This is a genomic window from Mariniflexile sp., from assembly GCF_052728615.1.
This window is the reverse complement of the sequence record NZ_JBFVFE010000021.1, coordinates 48,400-69,488: the sequence shown is the minus strand read 5'-3', so window position 1 is coordinate 69,488 and position 21,089 is coordinate 48,400. Positions and strand designations below refer to the sequence as shown.

Genomic DNA, 21,089 nt, shown 5'->3' with positions numbered 1-21,089 from the left:
GCTCTTGGCTGACGATTCCCATTGGCAGGCTCGTTCGGGATTTGCACCCTATAGATATATGGTATGCGTAGCGCACATTTATAAAGCGCCCTTTTGAGGCGCTTTTATTTTTTAAATATTCTTATAAAATTATGATCAATAACAAAATGATGATGATAGCACCCCCTGAAATGTAGAGTCCGTTTCCTGAAGCCCTTACTTTTTTCTTAATGTCCCGCACCTCAGCTCTGAGCGCTTTTCTATCGGAAGATTCCAAATCGGATCTGTCCATGTTTTTAATTTCTTCTAAGCGATCTAACATCACTTGGACTTCAGCGGGGATTTCAGCAGGCTTTGTAGTGGTTGGTTCCGGCACTTTCTCTGACGCCATAGTCGTGCTTGGAAATGTTGACATTGCTATTACAAGCAATAAAAAAAGAACAGATTTTTTCATGTTTATAGTATTTATTAATTATTTTATAAATGTATCACTTAAACATACATGTTAAATTACATTTTTTTTAGGATACATTACATAATTAACATGTAGAATTTTAAAATCCGCATACAAACTTGCCTATTATATAACTAAATGTTTCGCCAAAGTGTCCTGGTAAATGGCTTCGTACTGAGGTACAATCTGATGTAAATCATATTTCTGTGCTGTAAGTCTTGCATTCTTTTTAAAAGTAGCCAATCGTTCTTTATCACTTAAAATATATAAAGCATTTTTGGTCATATCCGCCACATCGCCCACATTGCTTAAAAACCCAGATACCCCATGGATATTAACTTCCGGGATACCACCCGTATTACTGGAAATAACGGGCACTCCAGACGCCATGGCCTCCAATGCCGCCAATCCAAAACTTTCCGTTTGCGATGGCAGTAAAAATAAATCACTGAAACATAGTATTTTATCTATCTCGTTACTTTTCCCAAAGAAAATAACTTTATCCAAAATACCCAATTCTTGACAACGGGATTCAATTTTCTCTTTTTCCGGACCTTCGCCAATAAGCATCAGTTTTGCAGGCATCTCTTTTTGGATATTATAAAAAATGCTGATAACATCCTGTGAACGCTTTACGGGTCTTAAATTACTAATATGGGTTATTATTTTTTCATCTTCATTGGCCATCATTCTCCGTTGGCAATCCGTAAAAGCATGTTTATATTTATCTAAATCGATGAAATTTGACACGACATGAATATTATTTTTAATGTTGAACAAACGCAAGGTATCATCCTTTAAACTCTGTGATACTGCGGTAACCGTATCCGATTTATTGATGCTAAAAGTAACAGCCGGTTTATAGAACGGGTGGCTGCCAACAAGCGTAATATCGGTTCCGTGCAGGGTGGTAACTATGGGCACATAAATACCATCTTCCTGCAACATCATTTTTGCCATATAGGCTGCATAGGCATGCGGAATGGCATAATGCACATGCAAAATTTCGATTTTATGAAGTTTTACCATATCTACCAATTTGCTCGACAAAGCCAATTCATAAGGCTGGTAATGAAACAATGGGTATTCTGGAACATTTACTTCATGATAATGTACATTATTGCTAAGTAACTCTAAACGTACTGGTTGATTATACGTTATAAAATGAATTTCGTGGCCACGTTTAGAAAGCTCTAAACCTAACTCGGTAGCCACTACTCCACTACCTCCAAATGTTGGATAACATACTATGCCTATTTTCATATATTAAGTTTTAAGTGCCTAAAGTTATAAGTGCCTAAAGTTTTAAGTGCCTAAAGTTTTTTTGTTTGTCAACTTTAAGTACTTTCAACTTATAACTTCAAGTACTTTTTATTCAACTATCGCTTCATAAATCAAGCGTTGTATATCGGTTCTAATATTTTCTTTCAACAATAAATTGCTCACTGCTTTAGGGTAGGTTCTGTTCGCTAAAAACACATAAACAATTTCCTTTTCAGGATCTGCCCAAGCATAAGTGCCCGTAAACCCAGAATGCCCAAAACTATTTAAGGATACACACCCACAGGTAGGGCCATCATCTCCCAATTGCGGTTTATCGAATCCTACCCCTCGCCTATTGCCATTGGCACAAAAATAGCAAGTATTGAATTTATCAAGGGTCTCCGCTTTAAAATAACGCTTTCCGCCATAAAATCCTTTCTGCAAATACATTTGCATAATTTTAGCAACGTCATTGGCGTTGCTAAAAATACCTGCGTGCCCACCTACGCCGTTTTGCATGGCTGCACCCATATCGTGAACAAAACCCTGTATTTTTTGATGCCTGTAATAGTCATCAATTTCCGTTGGGATGATTCTTTGATTGCTTATTTTATGAAAAGGATTATACATGGTATTATTGGCGCCTAACGATTGGTAAAAATGCTCCTGCACCAATACATCCAGAGGTTGGTCGTAATACTCTTCAATATATTTCTTTAAAATAAAATAAGGGAAATCGCTATATCGGTATTGTAATTTTGGCAATAGGTCTGAATCCCTAATTATTTTCTGAATGGAATCTTGGTAATCAGAACGCAAGAACAAATTATCTGTTACTTCAATATTAAATTTTTCACTTTGTGTGGTTCTATAATATTTTTCACTTGGCAATTTAGTTTCATTATCCAAAGTATGAACATAAAAAGGTTCCCATGGGCGTAACCGCGCATAATGCGAGAGCATGCTTTTTAAGGTTATGTTTGCTTTGTTTGAACCTTTATAGTCTGGCAATATTTGAGAAAGCTTCGTATCTAAAGTCACCACCCCTTTTTCTTCCAGCTCCATTAAAAGTGGTAAAGTCACTAATATTTTAGTTAAGGATGCCACATCATAAACATCATTAAAAACCACTGGATCGTCATCCTCATAGGTGTGTTTTCCAAAACTTTTATTGTAGATAACCTTTCCTTTTCTTGCTACCAGTAATTGAATACCGGGTGTCATACCACCATCTATGGCTTTTTTGGCAACGGCATCTATTTTTTTAAGTTTTTCGGAATCCATCCCAACACGTTCGGGAACGGTATAGCTCAATCGTTCCAAAACATTGTTCAGAAAACCTTTTCCTGCTTTAAAATAGGGGCCGACAGAAACGGGCAAACTACCCTTCGCTTCAATGGCCCCAAATATAAGTTGTGCGGATTTTTGTTGCGCCAATACACTGTTTTGGTAACTTACCACGATGCTTTCGATATTTTCAATAGTTGTTAAATCTGAAAGCGCATACGGTTTTACAAAAACATCTAAAATAAGCTTATGTGTTTTGGCTATTTCGTAAAGCCATGTTAATTCCGTATCAGTAAATTTAAAAGGTTTCCATGGTGTTTGGTTTGAACGGTGAAACCCCACGATAACCGTGTTATAATCATTGAGTTTTGCTGTTAAATCTACTAACGAATCTCCTTGAATGTCATGGACTTTCGTGTATTTTTTTAATTCATCCAAAAATACTGAACCGTCATCATCTCCCATTTTAACATAAGCAATGGTTTTGGTTTCCAAATCACGAAGTGGCAACAAGCTCTTGTCATTTTTTACAATGGTGATGGCGTTTTCTATAAGTTCTTCATATAAAACAGCATCCTTTAATCTATTTAGATCTTGAACCAAATTATTCAACTCTATAGGTTTATAATGGTTTAGACCGACTTTATATTTAGCTTGAAGAATCTTTTTAACCGAATGTTCCAACCGTGCCTCTGTAATGTCACCGTTATTATAAGCCTCCATTATTTTTGAAACCCCAATGCCCACATTTTCAGACATCAGCATTACATCGTTGCCCGCTTTAAAGGCTGCCAAATCTATGTCGCCCACCTCTTTAAAATCGGCTGCACCTTTCATGGTCAGGGCATCGGTAAATATAAGTCCTTGAAACCCTAAAGAGTCCTTTAATATGTTGGTTACAATATTTTTTGATAATGAAGAAGGAACACCGGTCGGTTCTAAACTTGGCACTTTTAAATGTGCTACCATAACACTGGACAATCCTTCTTTAAAAAGCTTTTTATAGGGATAGAGCTCTATGGAATCAATGCGTGTTTTATTGAAACTGATTGTTGGCAAGGTTTTATGCGAATCTTGATCGGTATCACCATGCCCGGGGAAATGCTTGGCGTTGGCCAAAACCCCTGCACTTTGCATACCATTCATAAAAGCCAATGCCTTGTCGGTAACATTATCCCTGTCTTCGCCAAAAGAACGATTTCCTATTATGGGGTTTAGCGGATTGGTATTGATATCCACCACGGGGGCAAAATTAAAATGGACGCCCAAACGTTTAGAGTGCTCGCCTATGTGTCGGCCGGTTTGTTCAATAAGTTTATTGTCTTTTATGGCACCAAGGGTCATGTTCCAAGGAAAGGCATAGGTAGAATCCAAACGCATGCTCAATCCCCATTCCGCATCCATACCAATCAATAAGGGAAGTTTTGAAATGGATTGCAGTTCGTTATCCAATTTAGCTTGCCTAACCGGACCACCAAGTGAATAAATCAATCCCCCAATATGCTGCTCTCTTATGGTTGCGATAATCTTTTCTTTTGTTGCTTGATCTTGATTGGACATGACCTGGACCATGTACAACTGCCCTACTTTTTCGGCTAAAGCCATGGAATTATATACACTATCCACCCATTTTTGTTGTGCTACAGCATCCTTTGCCAAAAGTGGATTTTCTGCTATTTGGGCAAAAGTTGAGAGGGAAATGCAAAAAGAGGTTAAAATAAAATAGATTTGACGCATAAACTGGGATTAATTAACAATAGCAATTATCATAGCACTAATAATCATGCCAAAATACTACTTTTAAAAAGAAGTAAAAAAGACTTTGTGATAGATTTATAAGAAGTTTGTGAACACTAGTTGTCCATAACAAATAGTTCTTGAAGATATAATACTAAACCAAAATACACTTTTCTATTTGTTAGTCAGCTATAAAATATTCTATAAATCAATATGCCTATCATGATATCCCAACAAATATAAAACCCCATCCAACCCGATGCTTGATATAGAGCTTTGGGCATTATCCTTTACCGTTGGTTTTGCATGAAAAGCAATGCCCAAGCCAGCAAGATTAAGCATGGGCAAATCGTTTGCGCCATCACCAACGGCAATGGTTTGGTCGATGTCTATCCCTTCTTTTCTTGCAATTTCCTTAAGATATTCGGCTTTCTTGTTGCCGTCTATAATCTCACCGAGGTAGCCACCTGTTAAAACGCCATCTTTAATTTCCAATTGGTTGGCATACACATAATCTATACCAAACTCTTTTTGCAAATAGTGACCAAAATAGGTAAACCCACCCGATAAAATAGCTGTTTTAAATCCGTAGCTTTTTAAGGTGTCAATAAGTCTTTTGGCGCCTTTTGTTATGGGTAGGTTTATAGCCACATCATGAAGCACATCCTCGCTCAAACCTTTTAAAAGTTTCATGCGACTAATAAAGCTTTCATTAAAATCAATTTTACCTTGCATGGCCAATTCTGTAATTAGCTTTACCTCATCGCCAACACCTGCCAATTCTGCCAATTTATCAATCACTTCTGCCTGAATAAGGGTGGAATCCATATCAAAACAGACTAAACGCCTGTTTCGTCGATAAATATTGTCTTCTTGAAAAGCGATATCAACATCCAACTCCCTGGAGACTTTCATGAATTTTTCGGTCAATTCCGCTTTATCAGCAATGTAACCTCTAATGGAAAGTTCAATGCATGCTCTTGGATATTCTTCTTCCCTAATAAGCGATAAACGCCCGGTAAGCCTTTTTATGGCATCAATATTCAAATTCTTTTCTGAAATTATTTTAGAAACTTCCGATATTTGTTCTGCTGATAGTTTTTCTCCTAAAATAGTAATAATGTAGCGGTCTTTACCTTGAAGTTTTACCCATTTTTCATAGTTTTCAGGAGTGATTGGTGTGAATTTGGCTTGGATACCCAATTCATACGAGCGGAAAAGCAAATCTTTTAAAACTGCAGCCGAATTTTCACCCGATTGAATTTGAAACAATATCCCCAAAGACAAGGTGTCGTGTATGTTTGCTTGACCAATGTCCAATACTTTAGCATCGTATGCCGCTAAAACAGCTGTTAAGCTTGATGTCAATCCTGGTTTATCTTGCCCCGAAATATTTAATAAGATAATGTCATTGGCCATAGTGCTACCTTCTGTATTTTTTTTTAAATAAATGACTTAAGTACATGACAAAAAATTAGATTGACCTTCTGTAAATGGTACTAATCCCACTGAAATTGAGACCTGTCAGGTTTTTAAAACCTGACAGGTCTGGAACACATGAGATTATTAAACTGCTGACAATTAGTTATATAACATTTATTTTTCAATTTTTGTCATGTACTTATATAAATGACAATAAAACCTTTTAATTATTAAAATAGTTATTATTGTTGACCCCTCCGCCTATCGGCACCTCCCCTTGAAAAAAGGGGAGGAATTATTTAGTAACTTTTTTAATAATTTCAGATTAATTCTAATTCTGTTATGTATTTAATTTTTTTTAATAAATTATTCTATTGAATTGTATAGTGAAGATTTCAAATGGGGGTCAGTCCTATTTAACAAACCGACTATGCCAACTCTCGCTAGCGGGCACCTCCCAGTTTTCATTAAATTCGGCAATACTGGCAACCAAATTGTTAAACACAATGGTATTTTTTGAAACCGCTTTTTCCTTTGCCATTATTTTAAAATCGCTAAGGGTTTTATAGGCTATAAATTCCCCCTGTTTATAGGAAACATTCATTTTGTCCATTAAATCTACGCCATATTCTTTTTCCAATTGCTGAATAAAATGTACAGAGGCATCAATGGAGCAGCCCGTTGCTTTGTTCAAGTTTTGGTTCATTCCAATAATGATGAAACGCTTGTATTTAATAAGATAGCCCGATTGAAGATCACTTCCGTGAGCCGTCCAGTTTTCGATGAAGACCTCTAATTTAGATTGTATTTCCTCAAGTTCCTGTTCATTGAACGAGCGATTGGCTTGATATATCCAAACCCGTGATTCTTCTGGTAATGTATTGAAATCTACTAACATGTAATAATATACGATTTACGATTTTTAATATACGATTTTTGATTTATTTATAAATCCTGGGCATTGGCTATTAATTCTGCGATGTCCATAATAGCAACCTCTGATTCTTTTTCTTTGGATTTAATACCATCGGTCATCATGGTATTGCAAAACGGACACCCTGCTGCAATAATTTCCGGTTGCACTTCCAATGCTTGCTCGGTACGTTCTATATTGACTTCCTTATCGCCTTTTTCGGCATCCTTAAACATTTGTGCGCCTCCGGCACCACAACAAAAGCCGGTGCGTTTGCAGTTTTTCATTTCTATCAATTCCGCTTCCAGCTTCCTTATTAAATCGCGCGGCGCTTCGTACACATTATTGGCGCGCCCCAGATAGCACGGATCGTGAAACGTGATGCGTTTTCCTTTAAACTGTCCGCCTTCTATGGTCAATCGCCCCTCATCAAGTAAGGTTTTAAGAAACTGGGTATGGTGCATCACTTCATAATTGCCGCCCAACTCAGGGTACTCATTTTTGATGGTGTTAAAGCAATGCGGACAAGCGGTTACAATTTTTTTAACTTCGTAAGCATTGAGCACTTCAATATTTGTTACGGCTTGCATTTGAAACAAAAACTCATTCCCTGCTCGTTTTGCGGGATCGCCCGTACAACTTTCCTCAGTGCCCAATACTGCAAATTCTACCTTCGCCTTGTTCAATAATTTAACAAAGGCTTTGGTTATTTTTTTTGCCCTATCATCAAAACTACCTGCACATCCAACCCAAAACAAGACTTCTGGCTGTTTGCCTTCTGCCATAAATTCTGCCATGGTTGGTACTTTTAGTAATTCGCTCATTTTAAATTGTTTGATCAATACCTACAAGGTTTTTAAAACCTTGCAGGATATACGTTATACTAGATTATTCGTTTTTCCAATTTAAACGGTCCATTTGGTTGTATGGCCAAGGGGCACCGTTGTTCTCAATATTGGTCATCATGTTATTTAATTCAATTGGGGCAGCACTCTGTTCCATAACCAAATACCGACGCATCTCCAATATGATGGAGAGCGGATCGATGCTTACGGGGCAAGCCTCCACACAGGCATTGCACGAGGTACATGCCCACAATTCTTCCCTGGTGATATAATCATCCAGAAGTTGTTTGCCATCTTCCTTAAAGGTGCCCTTATTCGCATCGATGTTTTTACCAACTTCCTCCAATCGGTCGCGGGTGTCCATCATTATTTTTCGGGGCGACAGTTTTTTACCGGTCTGGTTGGCAGGACATTCGCTGGTACAGCGTCCGCATTCCGTACACGTATAGGCATTTAACAATTGTACCCAATTCAAATCCTGCACATCGCTGGCGCCGAATTTTGCGGGCATATCGGTTGCTGTTCCTTCTGCAGGAGCTGCAAATGGATCGACATTGGGATCCATCATCATTTTTACTTCCTTGGTAACGGCTTCTAAATTATTGAACTTTCCTTTTGGCGCCAATTTTCCATAGAACGTATTCGGAAATGCCAATAATATATGAAGGTGTTTTGAAAAATACAAGTAATTAAGGAATACCATAATACCTGTAATATGAAACCACCATGCGGTTCTTTCAATAATATGGAGCGTGCTTTGCGGTAAATTAGCGAACCAAGCTGTGATATATTGACTGATGATATTCCCCGAATCCATACTTTGAAATTGAACATCGGTAGCATTCATGACCAAAAACAGGGTCATTAAAACCATTTCAAAATACAAAATATAATTGGCATCGTTTTTGGGCCAACTGGTCATTTCACTTTTCCAAAAACGTTGCAGTTTCATGATGTTTCTGCGAATCCAGAAAACAATGACGGCAACAAAAACCAAAAGTGCCAGGATCTCGAACGAACCAATTAAAAATCCGTAAAGGGATGTTGGCAAGATCCTTAAACCAATGCGATGCGTACCAAAAACACCATCGATGATAATTTCCAGTACTTCAATATTTATAATGATAAAGCCCAAATAAACCAAAATGTGCAGAAAACCGGCAATGGGGCGACGCACCATTTTACTTTGCCCCAAAGCTATCCTCGCCATGTTTTTCCAACGTTGCGGTTTGTTATCGCTAACATCCACATCATGGCCCAAATGAATGTTTCGGATGAGTTTTTTTACGTTTTTAGCAAAATATCCAACACCTATAACAAGCAGTATGGCAAAAAGTATGTTAGGCAAATAAGTCATTTGTTAGCCAATTAATTTTGGGATTTAACTTCATTGCCTTCGGCATCATACTGTTTTGCTTTTTTTCCGAACAAAGAAAAATGGACATATCTTTTAGGATTCAGCTTCATATCTTGCAGCAATTGTTCCAACTGCAAAGTGGCGCCTTCTAAATTGTTATAGACACTTTCGTCTTTTAGTAATTTCCCTAAAGTGCCATCGCCTTTATCGATGGTCGCCAAAATGGTGTTTAATTTGTTCAAGGTGGTATTTAGGGATTCCACCGTATTTCCAATATGGGCATTTTTTAAATCGGCAGTAAGCACCGATAAATCGGTACTAATGGTTTTAAATTTTTCAAGTATTTGTGTAATATTCTTATCATTGTTAGAGATGACGGTATTTACAGAATTGGACGTGCTCTTAAACGATTTCAAGGTATGGTTGAGTTCTTCGATGGTGCGTTTTAGGCCTACTTCCGAATTATCATTTATCAACTTATTGATGCTTACCATAAGCGTATCGGTAGATTGTAAGGTAGCGTCTAAATTATCGCTAATACCTGAAAAACTTTTTGAAAGGGTTGAGACCAGCCCTAGTTCCACTCTGGACTGTAAGGTGTCTCCTGCTTTTGCTGGTTCGCCTTCACTGCTTATAAGTATGGCAAGTCCGTTGCCCCCCATCAAACCGGTTTCATACATCTTTACCGTGCTGTTTTTAGAGAATTTCAAAGCCTCATTGACTTCAAAAGACACCGTGGTTTTACCAGAATCATAGTTATAAACGATGTCTTGAATTTTTCCAACAACGTTGCCATTTACTGTAATGGGCGAGGATTTGTTGAGCGCATTGTAATCAAATTGCGTATAATATATATTAGTGGACTCAAATAGGTTTTTTCCTTTTAAGTAATTAAAACCAAAAATAAAAAGTATAATTCCCGATACTACCAGTAAGCCTGTTTTAACTTCTTTTGATATTTTCAAAATAAATGTTTTAGATAAACAAATTTAAAATAAATTTGAAAAGAAGCCACTTAATTTGCAGTTGTTTTTAAGGCTTCTTCCAAGCTTATTTTTTTACCATCTTTAAAAGCCACGATAAAACTGGATTTATATCCTTTTTTTACGGCTTCTTCTTCAAGTGTTTTTGTAACATTGAAATCGGAGGTGTTTCCATAAAAATATTTAAACAAGCCTCCTTCTTTTTCTCTTGAAACATTGCTTAATCCGTTAAAATTGTTTGGTTTAGGTTCTATGGGACTGGATGTAGCTGCAATTTGTACTTTATATACAATCGCGTTGTCCATGGGTTTTATTTGCTCTATAGGTTTTGGTGTTTCCACTAGGCTTAAAGTGGCGGTACTATCGGTATCATCTTCAAAAACAAAATCGCCCACATTGCCATCCAAGGCATGTTTATACTCTAAAATAGCACTGGTAATGGAATTGGACATATCCTTTTGGCCTTTTGGCGAATTTAGATATGCCCCTTCTTCTTTAAAAGTTAAAAAACCAACTTCTACCAATACACTGGGCATCACCGTTTGGTGCAATACAATAAAGCCCGCTTGCTTAACACCCCTATTGCTTCTTTGTAGTTTTGAAGTGAATCTTTTTTGAATTAAACTTGCCAACATGATACTTTGGTCCAGGTATTCTTCTTGGCTAATTAATATGCTCATAACAGATTCTGCGGAATTTGGGTCGAAACCCCCATACGTACTTTTATAGTCGCTTTCAAGAAAAATTACCGAGTTTTCCTTTTTCGCCACTTCAAAATTGGTTTGGTTTCTATGGGTTCCCAAAACAAAGGTTTCGGTACCATGGGCATCGGAATGGTGGGAATTGCAATGTACCGATACAAACAAATCGGCTTTTGCTTTGTTGGCAATTTGTCCCCTAACAAATAAATCGACAAAAACATCCCTATCGCGCGTGTACACCACTTTTATGTTTGGGTTTTTCTCGAGTTGCCTTCCAATATCCAACACAATGTTTAATGCAATGTCCTTTTCTTTGTAACCATTGCCCATATTCCCGGGGTCGTGGCCGCCGTGGCCAGCATCCAAAACCACAACAAATTGTTCTCTTGCCTGGTTTTTATCAACTTTTATAAATGAAGAGAATGTTAATACTGCTATAAAAGATACGAAAAGTAATACTCTGTACGTTTTCATGGGGTAAATCATAATGTTTAAAATGGGTAACGACCATCATCAGCTTGAATTATACTATTCAATGGTTTTTTTTTTGATAATTGCGTGCCATAAGGTTTTTTAATTGTTAAAAAACTTGGTTTAATACCTAATTATATGAAGCCAAAGTTTAATTTAAAATTTTAATTGAATAATAAATCAATCACAGAAAAATATATGTAATTTTGGCTTTTCAAAAACCGAGCCATACTTTTACAAAAATACATTTAAAAGCGTTGCACACAAACAACTTTAAAATACTTTTTGCATTAAGTTTTACAGTGTTTATTAACACGTTAAGCTTTGCCCAAGACATCCCCAAAAAAGGAATCCCTATAGAAAGAACCGCTAACGACAGTATTGTTGTTGGCACTGATAGCTTGTTGGTGCCGCAAGTTTCTGAAAAAGTCAAGGATTCTACGCTTAAAGATTCCATTAAGCCAAAAAAGGAACTTTTGGAGCATATTGTAAAATACCATGCTGTGGATTATACCAAATTCAACCAAAAACAACACAAATTATACTTATATAATGAAGCCACCATTGATTATGGCGACATGAATATAGCAGCGGGAAACATTACGGTAGATTATCAAAAGAACACGGTGTATGCAAAAGGCATTACCGATTCTTTAGGAGGTTATACCCAAAAACCCGTTTTTACACAAGGCACCAATGTGGTAGAGCCAGACTCCATTCTCTTTAATACCAAATCCAAAAAGGCACTTATTTACAACTCTAAAACCGAACAAGGCGATGGCACGGTAATAGCATCGCTTACAAAAAAAGAAAATGATTCGGTTTACTTTTTAAAGAATGCTAAATACACTACTGCTGAAGACTTGGAAGACCCCGAATACTATATCAGACTATTAAAAGCTAAGATTGTACCGGGTAAAAAAATAGTGACGGGTGCCGCAGGTTTATATATTTATGACATACCTACCCCTGTATGGCTGCCGTTTGGTTTTTTTCCACAATCGGAAAAACAAACTTCCGGTATTTTAATCCCTAGTTTTGGCGAACAAAATGACCGCGGTTATTTTTTACAGAATTTTGGGTATTACTTTGCTATTAGCGATTATGTTGATTTGGCGGTCTACGGTGACTATTATACCAACGGTAGTTATGGGATGCGATTGGAAAACACCTATGCCAAACGCTATAAATTTAGAGGTAATTTAGGGTTTAGGTACGAAAACTTGATTAGTAGCGAGCGTGGTTTTCCAGACTATTCAAAATCTACGGTGTATAATTTGCGATGGTCGCATAGCCAAGATGGAAAATCAAATCCGAATTCGCGTTTTTCAGCATCCGTAAACTTAGGAAGCAGCACCTATTACCGAACTTCGGTAAACCAAATAAACACCGGTGCGTTTTTGAATAATACCTTATCATCTTCGGTGTCCTATTCAAAAACATTTCCCGGGGAACTACAGCCGAATTTCAGTTTAACGGCAACCCATTCGCAAAATACCAATACCAAGTCAATTAGTATGACGCTTCCTACATTTCAGGGGAGTTTGGGTAGAATGTACCCGTTTGCTTCTAAAACGGGCTCCAAAAAAGGCATTATTCAAAATATAAACTTACAGTACAACATAAGAGGCGAAAACAGAATTGAAACCACCGACTCGCTTTTCTTTAAAAAAGAAATGTTTGATAATGCCAAAGCAGGGTTTCAACATAGTATTCCTTTAACAACCAATTTCAAACTGTTCAAATATTTCAGTTTGAGTGCCAGCAGTAATTTTAATGAAGTTTGGACATTCAATACGGTTGGAAAGACTTATGATGCCCTAACAAAAACCACGGCCATAGAGGATATAAATGGTTTTGATGCCTTTAGAACTTACAATTTTAGCACCAATTTAGGAACTACCGTATATGGTATGTTCAATTTTGAAAAAGAAGGAGAAGACAAAAAAATTAAAGCGCTCCGGCATATTGTACGCCCTTCCATTAGTTACAACATAAATCCTGCTTTTGATAAGTATTATGAACGGGCCGAAGTTGTAAATGCCGACGGTTTGACCGAATCGCAATTGGATGCCTTAAACAATAGTACCACCCTGCAATATACCCGTTTTGAACAAGGTGTTTTTGGAGCGCCGGGTAAAAATTTCTCTAGTTCCATGGGTATTTCGGTATCCAATAATCTGGAAGCCAAAGTACGTGATAAGGACAGTACTGCCACCAAACCAAAGAAAATTGTTTTGTTGAACAATTTGAATTTTTCTACCGCTTATAATTTTGCTGGCGATTCTTTACAATGGAGCCCTATCAATATGAATGGCAGCACGCAACTTTTTGACAACAAAATGAGCATTAATTTTGGTGCTACCCTAGACCCTTATGCCTTAGACAATAACAACAACCGAATCAACACGTTCAATGTTGATAACGGCGGCAGTCTTTTTAGATTAACCAGTGCCAATGTAACCACAAGCTGGTCTATTGATAGTGGAAAAGGCAAGAAAAAGGAAAAAAACCAAAGAGCCATCGAGGAGAATTTACGTAGCGGAGGTCGTGATGATGATTTATTTGGAATCCCTGAAGACTTTGCGCTTTTAGACCCAAACACTGACGAAACAGATGAAGATGAAACCAAAAACACCTATTACAACTTTAGCATTCCTTGGAGTTTGCGCATAGCCTATGCTTTAAATTATTCCAATTCCAGACGGGAAAGTCAAATTTCATCGCACTCCCTTATGTTTTCAGGAGATATTAAGCTGACCGAAAAATGGACCATTGGAGCGTCTTCCGGTTATGATTTGAAAAACGTCGGATTCACTTATACCCAATTACGTTTTGAGCGTGATTTGATGAGTTGGCGCATGAATTTTAGTTGGGTGCCCTTTAGCACCAGAAGTTCTTGGAATTTCTTTATTGGGATAAAATCGAACATCCTAAAGGATTTAAAATACGAAAAACGAAACCAACCGGATATTAGGCTTTAGGTTGAGGTTTGAGGCTTGAAGTTTGAAGTTTGAAGAAAAAAAATATTTGCCACGAATACACGAATGATTTATTCTTTATTTATGAAAAATTTTTCGTGTATTTGTGGCTATAAAAACCTTAATTTATGAAAAAAATAATTAACACCCCACATGCCCCGGCACCCATTGGTCCTTATAACCAAGCGGTTTTAAGCGGAAACACCTTATATACCTCTGGTCAAATTGCCATTGATCCAGAAACTGGCACGCTTGTTCTAGAGGATATAAAATCAGAGACCACACAAGTGATGAATAACCTAAAAGCTGTTTTAAAAGCTGCAAACATGACTTTTAATGATGTTATAAAATCATCCATATTCATTAGCAACATGGACGATTTTGCTTTGATAAACGATGTGTATGGAAGTTATTTTGATGATGCCAATGCACCTGCCCGAGAAACGGTTCAAGTAGCACGATTGCCAAAAAACGTGAACGTTGAAATTAGTATGATTGCGGTAAAATAGTTTAGACTAGTTATTGAAATCTTTAAGCATGGTGTTCTTTTTTGGAATATTTAATCAATAGCTCTTTCAGCTTCAGCACCTCTATCGGTTTTGATAAATAATCGTTGATACCTATTTGTTTTGCCTTCAAAATATCTTCATCAAAAGCACTTGCCGATACCGCTATTATGGGTGTGTTCAGCTCTGAATATTTTTTAGTGCCTTGTATGGCTTCGGTAGCCTCATAACCATCCATATCGGGCATGTAAATGTCCATAAAAATCAAGTCGAAACTGGAGCTTTTATACATTTCCACAGCCTCAAAACCATTATTTACAAATGTGCATTGGGCACCTTGTTGCTCCAATAAAAATTTAATCACTTTTTGGCTCATTCTATTATCTTCAGCAACCAAAACATTAAATTTATGTGACAAGATGGGTTTATGAACGTCCTCTTCAGCCTTTATGTTCATGGTTTTTTTAAGTTGCAAACTAAAGTAAAACGTGGAACCTTCATTTTCCTTACTTTCCAGTTTTAATTCGCTTCCCATTAATTTTACCAGTTGGTGCGATACCGAAAGCCCCATACCGCCCCCTCTATAATCCCTTCGTAGGGAGGTGTCAAATTTTTTGGAATCCTCAAAAATCTGTTTTACTTCACTGGGGCGCAACCCTATGCCCGTATCTTTTACATAAAACGTTACAATTTGATCGTCGTCAATACTTATGGTTTGGTCTATAATGATAGAAATTTTCCCTGCATTTGTGAACTTAATGGCATTATTGATGAGGTTTATCAGCACTTGTTGGATGCGAATGGAATCCCCTAAAAGTGAAAATCTACGTTTTTTGTTCAATAAAAACTTAAAATCAAATTGCAGGCCTTTTTCCCAAGCTTGGTATTCAAAAACTTTAAAAAGAGAAGACAAATCCGATTTTAAATCTATCGACATTAAATTCAACTTCACATCCCCGGTTTCAACATCAGCATTGTTGGTCACCATGTTTACAAGTTGCAATAAATGTTTTGATGAGTATTCAGCAATTTCAACTTGGGCCTTTTGGTCATCATCCAAATCGGTTTGCTTCAGCATATTCAGCATGCCCAAAACGGTACTAAGCGGGGTACGTATTTCGTAACTCATATTGGCCAGATAAATGGATTTGTAATCGGCCATTTTATTGGCTTCATCCAAACTCAATTTTAACTCTTCAATCCTATTTCTTAAACTGGTCTTTATAATATCGTTCTTTAATTGATTCTTAAAGAAATATTGAAGGATAACCACTTGCAAAATGGCAAATACAAAAAGTACCAAGGCTATATTCCTCATATCAGCTTTGTTTTCAACAAAAAAATAGCCCAATAACAGAATAGTCGCTATGGAAAAGAAAATAATAATGGATAATATTTTCCTTACTTTAATGGATTTTATTTTCTGTGGAGGAAACCTCATGTATTCATTATGCGTTTTAACAAATATATCAATTAACAAAAGTATTATAGCTATTTAGCACTTATATTATTTTTGTTTTTTTTAACTTTACCATGATAGTAAATGATGAGTGCAACGTAAAGATAATCCAATAATCCATGCGAATAGAATACGATATAAAATTAGGTTTTAAGGATGTGATGATCCGTCCGAAACGTTCTACCCTGAAAAGTAGATCGGAAGTTAATTTAGAGCGCGAATTCAAATTTTTGCATAGCCCAATCACTTGGACAGGCATACCCATAATTGCAGCAAATATGGATACGGTCGGTACTTTTGAAATGGCAAAAGCACTATCAGAAAAAAAGTTGTTTACCGCCATTCATAAACATTACTCGATAACAGATTGGAATGTGTTTTCATCCAATTTACCAGAAGGCATTGAAAATAATATGGCTGTTAGTACTGGCATTGGTAAAAAAGATACGGAAGTGTTAGCTACCATTTTTAAATTCAACCCGTATTTAAAATTCATTTGCATGGATGTGGCCAACGGGTATTCTGAACATTTTGCGAATTTTGTAAAGCAAACAAGGGAACAATATCCAGATAAAGTAATTATTGCTGGAAACGTGGTTACGGGCGAAATGGTTGAAGAGCTATTACTATCGGGTGCCGACATTGTTAAAGTAGGGATTGGACCAGGATCTGTATGTACCACCCGGGTAAAAACGGGAGTTGGCTACCCACAACTTTCAGCCATTATAGAATGTGCCGATGCGGCGCATGGCTTGGGTGGGCAAATAATAAGTGATGGTGGCTGTACGTCTCCCGGCGATGTAGCCAAGGCTTTTGGTGCTGGAGCCGATTTTGTAATGTTGGGTGGCATGCTTGCGGGACATACCGAAAGTGGCGGCGAAATTATTGAAAAACAAGGCAAACCCTATAGAAAATTCTATGGTATGAGCTCTTCAACCGCCATGAACAAGCATATTGGAGGGGTTGCAGAATATAGGGCCAGCGAGGGCAAAACAGTAGAGGTGCCTTATAAAGGCGATGTTGAAAACACCTTACAGGATATTTTAGGAGGCCTGAGAAGTACCTGTACTTATGTTGGGGCGCAACGTTTGAAAGAACTTACTAAATGCACCACATTTATTAGAGTGAACGAGCAAGAAAACAGAGTGTACTCGGAAGAGTTTACGCCATAATTTTAAACAAACTGTATGAAGCAAATTATAACCTTCGGGGAAGTTTTAATGAGGTTGTCTCCGGAAGGAAACAAAAAATTTATCCAAGCAAATTTACTGGAATTCTATTTTGGGGGTACGGAGGTGAACGTGGGTATTTCCATTGCTAATTTTGGTGAAAAAGTAAAACATATCAGTTGTGTTTCAAATGATTTTATTGGAGATACCGCATTATCATTTATACAAAAATTTGGAGTCAGCACCTCTGCCATCGTACGGTCCAACAAACCTTTGGGCGTTTATTTTCTTGAGGTCGGTGCAGTGATGCGTCCAAGTGCCATTTCATATAACCGGTCGAATTCTTCGTTTTCGGATATTCAACCAGACATGGTAGATTGGGAAACCATCTTAAAAAAGGGGAAATGGATCCATTGGACGGGTATTACGCCGGGGCTAGGCAAAGGCGGTTATGGAACCTTAAAAAAAGGATTGGTTATTGCCAAAGAAAAAGGAATAGCCGTTTCTGCAGACCCAACATATAGAAACGGATTGTGGAAGTATGGCGAAAATGCCAAAGATGTTTTGACCGATTTGCTTACATATTCCACCATTTTTATTGGTGGGGTTAATGAAATCAATGAAGTTTTGGATGCTAAATATGGCCATTCCAACGAAGATTTTGTTGAGGCAAGCAAAGCATTGATTAAAGCATTCCCTTCCATCAATAAAGTTTTCGATAAAATTAGAACGCCCATTAACGCATCATGGCACAAAATTAGGGCCAGAATGTGGAATGGCAAAGAGTTTAGGGAAACCAGCGATTTTGAAATCACGCATATTATAGATAGAATAGGAACCGGTGATGCTTTTGCAGCTGGTTTGATTTATGGCTTACAGAAATTTGACGATTACAAATCCATGGAATTTGCAAGTGCCGCCTGCGCTTTAAAGCACACGTATGAAGGCGATGTTAATTATGCCAACGTAGCAGAAGTTATGGGTATTTTAGATGGAAATGTTTCGGGAAGGTTCAATAGATGATAAAAAGCACTAAAAGCTAGCCTTAATTGAGGATTTACTCATGCTCATGATATATTTGCATCTTAAGTAAAAGAAAAACACTTTTGTAAACATCCTTCCTTTAAGTGAGAGATTATTTTGTGTAGTAAGGTAACACAAATTTGATAAACCAATTAGGGAGTTTGTCGGTCTTAAGTTCCATGATCCCTTTGTAAATCTCCGCTATTAATACTTGCGGTTTTCCTGAATTATCAAATAAGTAAGCACGATAATAATAAGGCAATGCTAAATATAAGTTGTCTAATGTTCTATAGTATCGGGTTATGATTTTGTCTTTGGGAACTTCATGACCTCCTTTTTCAACACGATTGGTAACCCTTGAAACATTTACATCCGGACTATCCGTACAAATAAAATACAAATAGGCTGTATATCCTTGGGTTACCATATTGGAAATCTCATCAATTTTAGAAGTATGGCTCCTAACTGTCTCAAAGCTAAAAGACTTATTCTGGGCAATAAGTAAGCGCCTTATAAAGGCAGCAACAAAAGCACCCTCATAACTCTGTGTTTCTTTTGATGCATCAACAATAAAGTTTTCCCTAATAATTATGTCAATGGCATGACCGCTATCGTGTGCTTTTTTGAATAATGATTTGGAAGAAGCTAAGGTTTTAAAGGCATCTAAATCTTCTTGGGTTGCAGTAATACCTATTTCGGCTAGATCTATCAAACCCGATTGCGCTAATTTTTTTTCAAGCTCATCGGCATTTTATAAAAAATCCCATATTATAATTTTTGGAGAATCCATTAAATAGAACTGGTTTAAACTTTTTTGATTGAAGCAAAATCCCGATAGCTAATCGGGAAGAGGTTTTTTGCTCAATTGAAGGCTTTTTTGAACTGCATAGCATCGTTACGGAGCTATAAAAAGACAAAAAGTGAGGAAAAAATATCATTTTGCCGCCAATTGAAAAAAGTTTAAACAAGTTCATAAGGTACTTTTACCCGAACCATTAGGTCCTGCAAAGATTCTTGTTTTTTTTACTTGGCATGCAGTATTAAGCCTTTTTTAATTTCGAAAGGAGCTTCAACTTGTTCTTCAATAGGGCCTTTTCTAACTATTTTAGCGTTTTTTTTCTTCATAAATCACACCGTCCTTTATAAAAGAAACTGATAACCCTAATACCCTTGAAGCTCTGTTGGCAGTTTTAGCAGCAACCTTACCGGCTTTTATCAACGCTCTTGTTTGTGCTAAGTCTTTTCTGAAAACGACTTTAGATTTCATATTATGAATAATCTTGTTTTTCATAAAATGGGCTTGTAATATAATGGCTTTTACAGATTAATTTCAGTAAACAAGAATTTATAGATTATAATACAAACCGTTTTACGTTAAACTAATATACTTAATTATTGATAATGCGAATCAAGTGTTGAAAAGATTAAAACCCATTACGGTTTATAAGACAATATTAGGGGCGTTAGCCCTAAAATCGTCGTAGATACAAACGTTAATTAAATAAAAGGGGCGTAGCCCTGTTATCTTCATAAAATAACACGATAATGAACAAAAAACATATAGCCCTGAAATTCAATAAACATGGCAAACACGTACGCAATTATTTTATCAAAGATGTCAGGGCTAACGCCCCTAAGTCATCATCATGGCTCATTTTGCTGCTAAGACTACAGGGCTAACGCCCCTAAGTCAAGCGCGTACTCCAATTTTCACTGGCTGAATAGTTACAATATTTTAACTCTTGATTCGCATTGATAATAATCAAGATGATTAATCTATATGCTTTTATAAAAATAGGTTTTAGTGTAGAAAAACTATAACATAAGAGCAACTCTAATTAAATCGCTTTTGCTTTCTTATTTGGTGTGATGGAAGACGTATCATAACCTGAAAACTTTTTCATGTAATATTCAATGTTGGTACCATAACTATCCTCAAAATTATCGATGCCGTAACTTCTCAAATAGTTTTTTACGCTTCCTGCCCCAGCTAAATGTGCCGCAGCTAAAATACCGGATTCCGTAATTAAAATACCGTTAACTTTTCTGCCCACAAAGTTTTTGATGTCCCGACGTAAAATCCATTTATTACGCTGTGTATTGGCAATAAATGCTTTTTCCTGTAATTCTGGGTCCTTTAAAAATAAATTAGGATTATGGATTCCTATTAATTTTAAGGTTGCTGCACCAAATTGATATTTTCCTAAATACCCTAAAGTATTCACGGTAAAATAGTTGCCTCTTGATTCCTTAAAGGCTAATGCCTCTTTGAATCCCACAAAAGATTTCCCTAAGTATGGAGAAAAGGGTTTGTTTACTTCATTGGACGCCAAAGCATCTTTATGAACACTTTCGTCTTGGCTTACCGTATAATTCAACTCTAAGCCAGCTGTGGAGTACTTACTTAAATCTATCGTTTCATTTGATGAAAACGACACAAACACTAGAATACATATTGTAAGAGTTAGTGTTAAGTAACTTGCAATACTTTTTCTCATAAGTTTAAATTTTTTCAGCATTTTTAATCATTAAAAACACC

At 36.8% G+C, this 21,089-nt stretch carries 17 protein-coding genes; 4 read left to right on the top strand and 13 right to left on the bottom strand.

The genetic code is table 11. From position 1 onward, the window contains the following. Positions 1-121: 121 nt before the first annotated feature. The 9 genes from ACU1LP_RS09880 to ACU1LP_RS09840 all read right to left on the bottom strand — a co-directional run bounded on the left by ACU1LP_RS09880 (position 122) and on the right by ACU1LP_RS09840 (position 11,415). The gene (locus ACU1LP_RS09880; protein ID WP_445736181.1) at positions 122-370 is read right to left on the bottom strand and encodes a hypothetical protein; all 249 of its coding nucleotides are present in this window, start codon (positions 368-370) and stop codon (positions 122-124) included. A gap of 189 nt (positions 371-559) precedes the next feature. Continuing rightward, positions 560-1,696: an N-acetyl-alpha-D-glucosaminyl L-malate synthase BshA gene (gene bshA, locus ACU1LP_RS09875; protein ID WP_445736180.1), complete on the bottom strand. Its 1,137-nt coding sequence runs from the start codon at positions 1,694-1,696 to the stop codon at positions 560-562. Positions 1,697-1,804: 108 nt separating this feature from the next. Then, complete coding sequence (locus ACU1LP_RS09870) at positions 1,805-4,720, bottom strand: glycoside hydrolase family 3 N-terminal domain-containing protein (protein ID WP_445736179.1); 2,916 nt, start codon at positions 4,718-4,720, stop codon at positions 1,805-1,807. 201 nt (positions 4,721-4,921) lie between these two features. Then, a complete protein-coding gene (gene serB, locus ACU1LP_RS09865; protein ID WP_445736178.1) occupies positions 4,922-6,139 on the bottom strand; it encodes a phosphoserine phosphatase SerB in 1,218 nt (405 codons plus the stop codon). Between the two features lie 415 nt (positions 6,140-6,554). Then, positions 6,555-7,040, bottom strand: a complete 486-nt coding sequence (locus tag ACU1LP_RS09860) for an ABC transporter ATPase (RefSeq protein WP_445736177.1) — start codon at positions 7,038-7,040, stop codon at positions 6,555-6,557. Positions 7,041-7,087: 47 nt separating this feature from the next. After that, the gene (locus ACU1LP_RS09855; protein WP_445736176.1) at positions 7,088-7,879 is read right to left on the bottom strand and encodes a (Fe-S)-binding protein; all 792 of its coding nucleotides are present in this window, start codon (positions 7,877-7,879) and stop codon (positions 7,088-7,090) included. 64 nt (positions 7,880-7,943) lie between these two features. Further along, entirely contained in the window at positions 7,944-9,257 is a 1,314-nt protein-coding gene (locus ACU1LP_RS09850) for a 4Fe-4S dicluster domain-containing protein (protein ID WP_445736175.1), read from the bottom strand. An 11-nt stretch (positions 9,258-9,268) separates the two neighbouring features. Further along, positions 9,269-10,222: an MlaD family protein gene (locus ACU1LP_RS09845; RefSeq protein WP_445736174.1), complete on the bottom strand. Its 954-nt coding sequence runs from the start codon at positions 10,220-10,222 to the stop codon at positions 9,269-9,271. 50 nt (positions 10,223-10,272) lie between these two features. After that, positions 10,273-11,415 (bottom strand): N-acetylmuramoyl-L-alanine amidase family protein, encoded by a 1,143-nt coding sequence (locus tag ACU1LP_RS09840; protein ID WP_445736173.1) that lies wholly within the window; start codon positions 11,413-11,415, stop codon positions 10,273-10,275. Between the two features lie 203 nt (positions 11,416-11,618). On the opposite strand from ACU1LP_RS09840, the gene ACU1LP_RS09835 reads away from it, so the two are divergent. Beyond that, a complete protein-coding gene (locus ACU1LP_RS09835) occupies positions 11,619-14,396 on the top strand; it encodes a putative LPS assembly protein LptD (protein WP_445736172.1) in 2,778 nt (925 codons plus the stop codon). A 125-nt stretch (positions 14,397-14,521) separates the two neighbouring features. After that, the gene (locus ACU1LP_RS09830; protein ID WP_445731814.1) at positions 14,522-14,902 is read left to right on the top strand and encodes a RidA family protein; all 381 of its coding nucleotides are present in this window, start codon (positions 14,522-14,524) and stop codon (positions 14,900-14,902) included. Positions 14,903-14,924: 22 nt separating this feature from the next. On the opposite strand, the gene ACU1LP_RS09825 is transcribed toward ACU1LP_RS09830, so the two are convergent. Continuing rightward, the gene (locus ACU1LP_RS09825; RefSeq protein ID WP_445736171.1) at positions 14,925-16,340 is read right to left on the bottom strand and encodes a response regulator; all 1,416 of its coding nucleotides are present in this window, start codon (positions 16,338-16,340) and stop codon (positions 14,925-14,927) included. Between the two features lie 137 nt (positions 16,341-16,477). Between ACU1LP_RS09825 and ACU1LP_RS09820 the strand changes: the two genes are divergently transcribed. Continuing rightward, a complete protein-coding gene (locus tag ACU1LP_RS09820) occupies positions 16,478-17,530 on the top strand; it encodes a GMP reductase (RefSeq protein ID WP_445731812.1) in 1,053 nt (350 codons plus the stop codon). Between the two features lie 15 nt (positions 17,531-17,545). Continuing rightward, the gene (locus tag ACU1LP_RS09815; protein ID WP_445731811.1) at positions 17,546-18,550 is read left to right on the top strand and encodes a sugar kinase; all 1,005 of its coding nucleotides are present in this window, start codon (positions 17,546-17,548) and stop codon (positions 18,548-18,550) included. A 112-nt stretch (positions 18,551-18,662) separates the two neighbouring features. Here ACU1LP_RS09815 and ACU1LP_RS09810 read toward each other — a convergent pair whose 3' ends face one another. The 3 genes from ACU1LP_RS09810 to ACU1LP_RS09800 all read right to left on the bottom strand — a co-directional run bounded on the left by ACU1LP_RS09810 (position 18,663) and on the right by ACU1LP_RS09800 (position 21,048). After that, a complete protein-coding gene (locus ACU1LP_RS09810) occupies positions 18,663-19,262 on the bottom strand; it encodes a zeta toxin family protein (RefSeq protein WP_445736170.1) in 600 nt (199 codons plus the stop codon). Positions 19,263-19,655: 393 nt separating this feature from the next. Further along, the gene (locus ACU1LP_RS09805; protein ID WP_445731809.1) at positions 19,656-19,841 is read right to left on the bottom strand and encodes a hypothetical protein; all 186 of its coding nucleotides are present in this window, start codon (positions 19,839-19,841) and stop codon (positions 19,656-19,658) included. A 547-nt stretch (positions 19,842-20,388) separates the two neighbouring features. Then, a complete protein-coding gene (locus ACU1LP_RS09800; protein ID WP_445731808.1) occupies positions 20,389-21,048 on the bottom strand; it encodes a peptidoglycan-binding protein LysM in 660 nt (219 codons plus the stop codon). Positions 21,049-21,089: the final 41 nt, after the last annotated feature.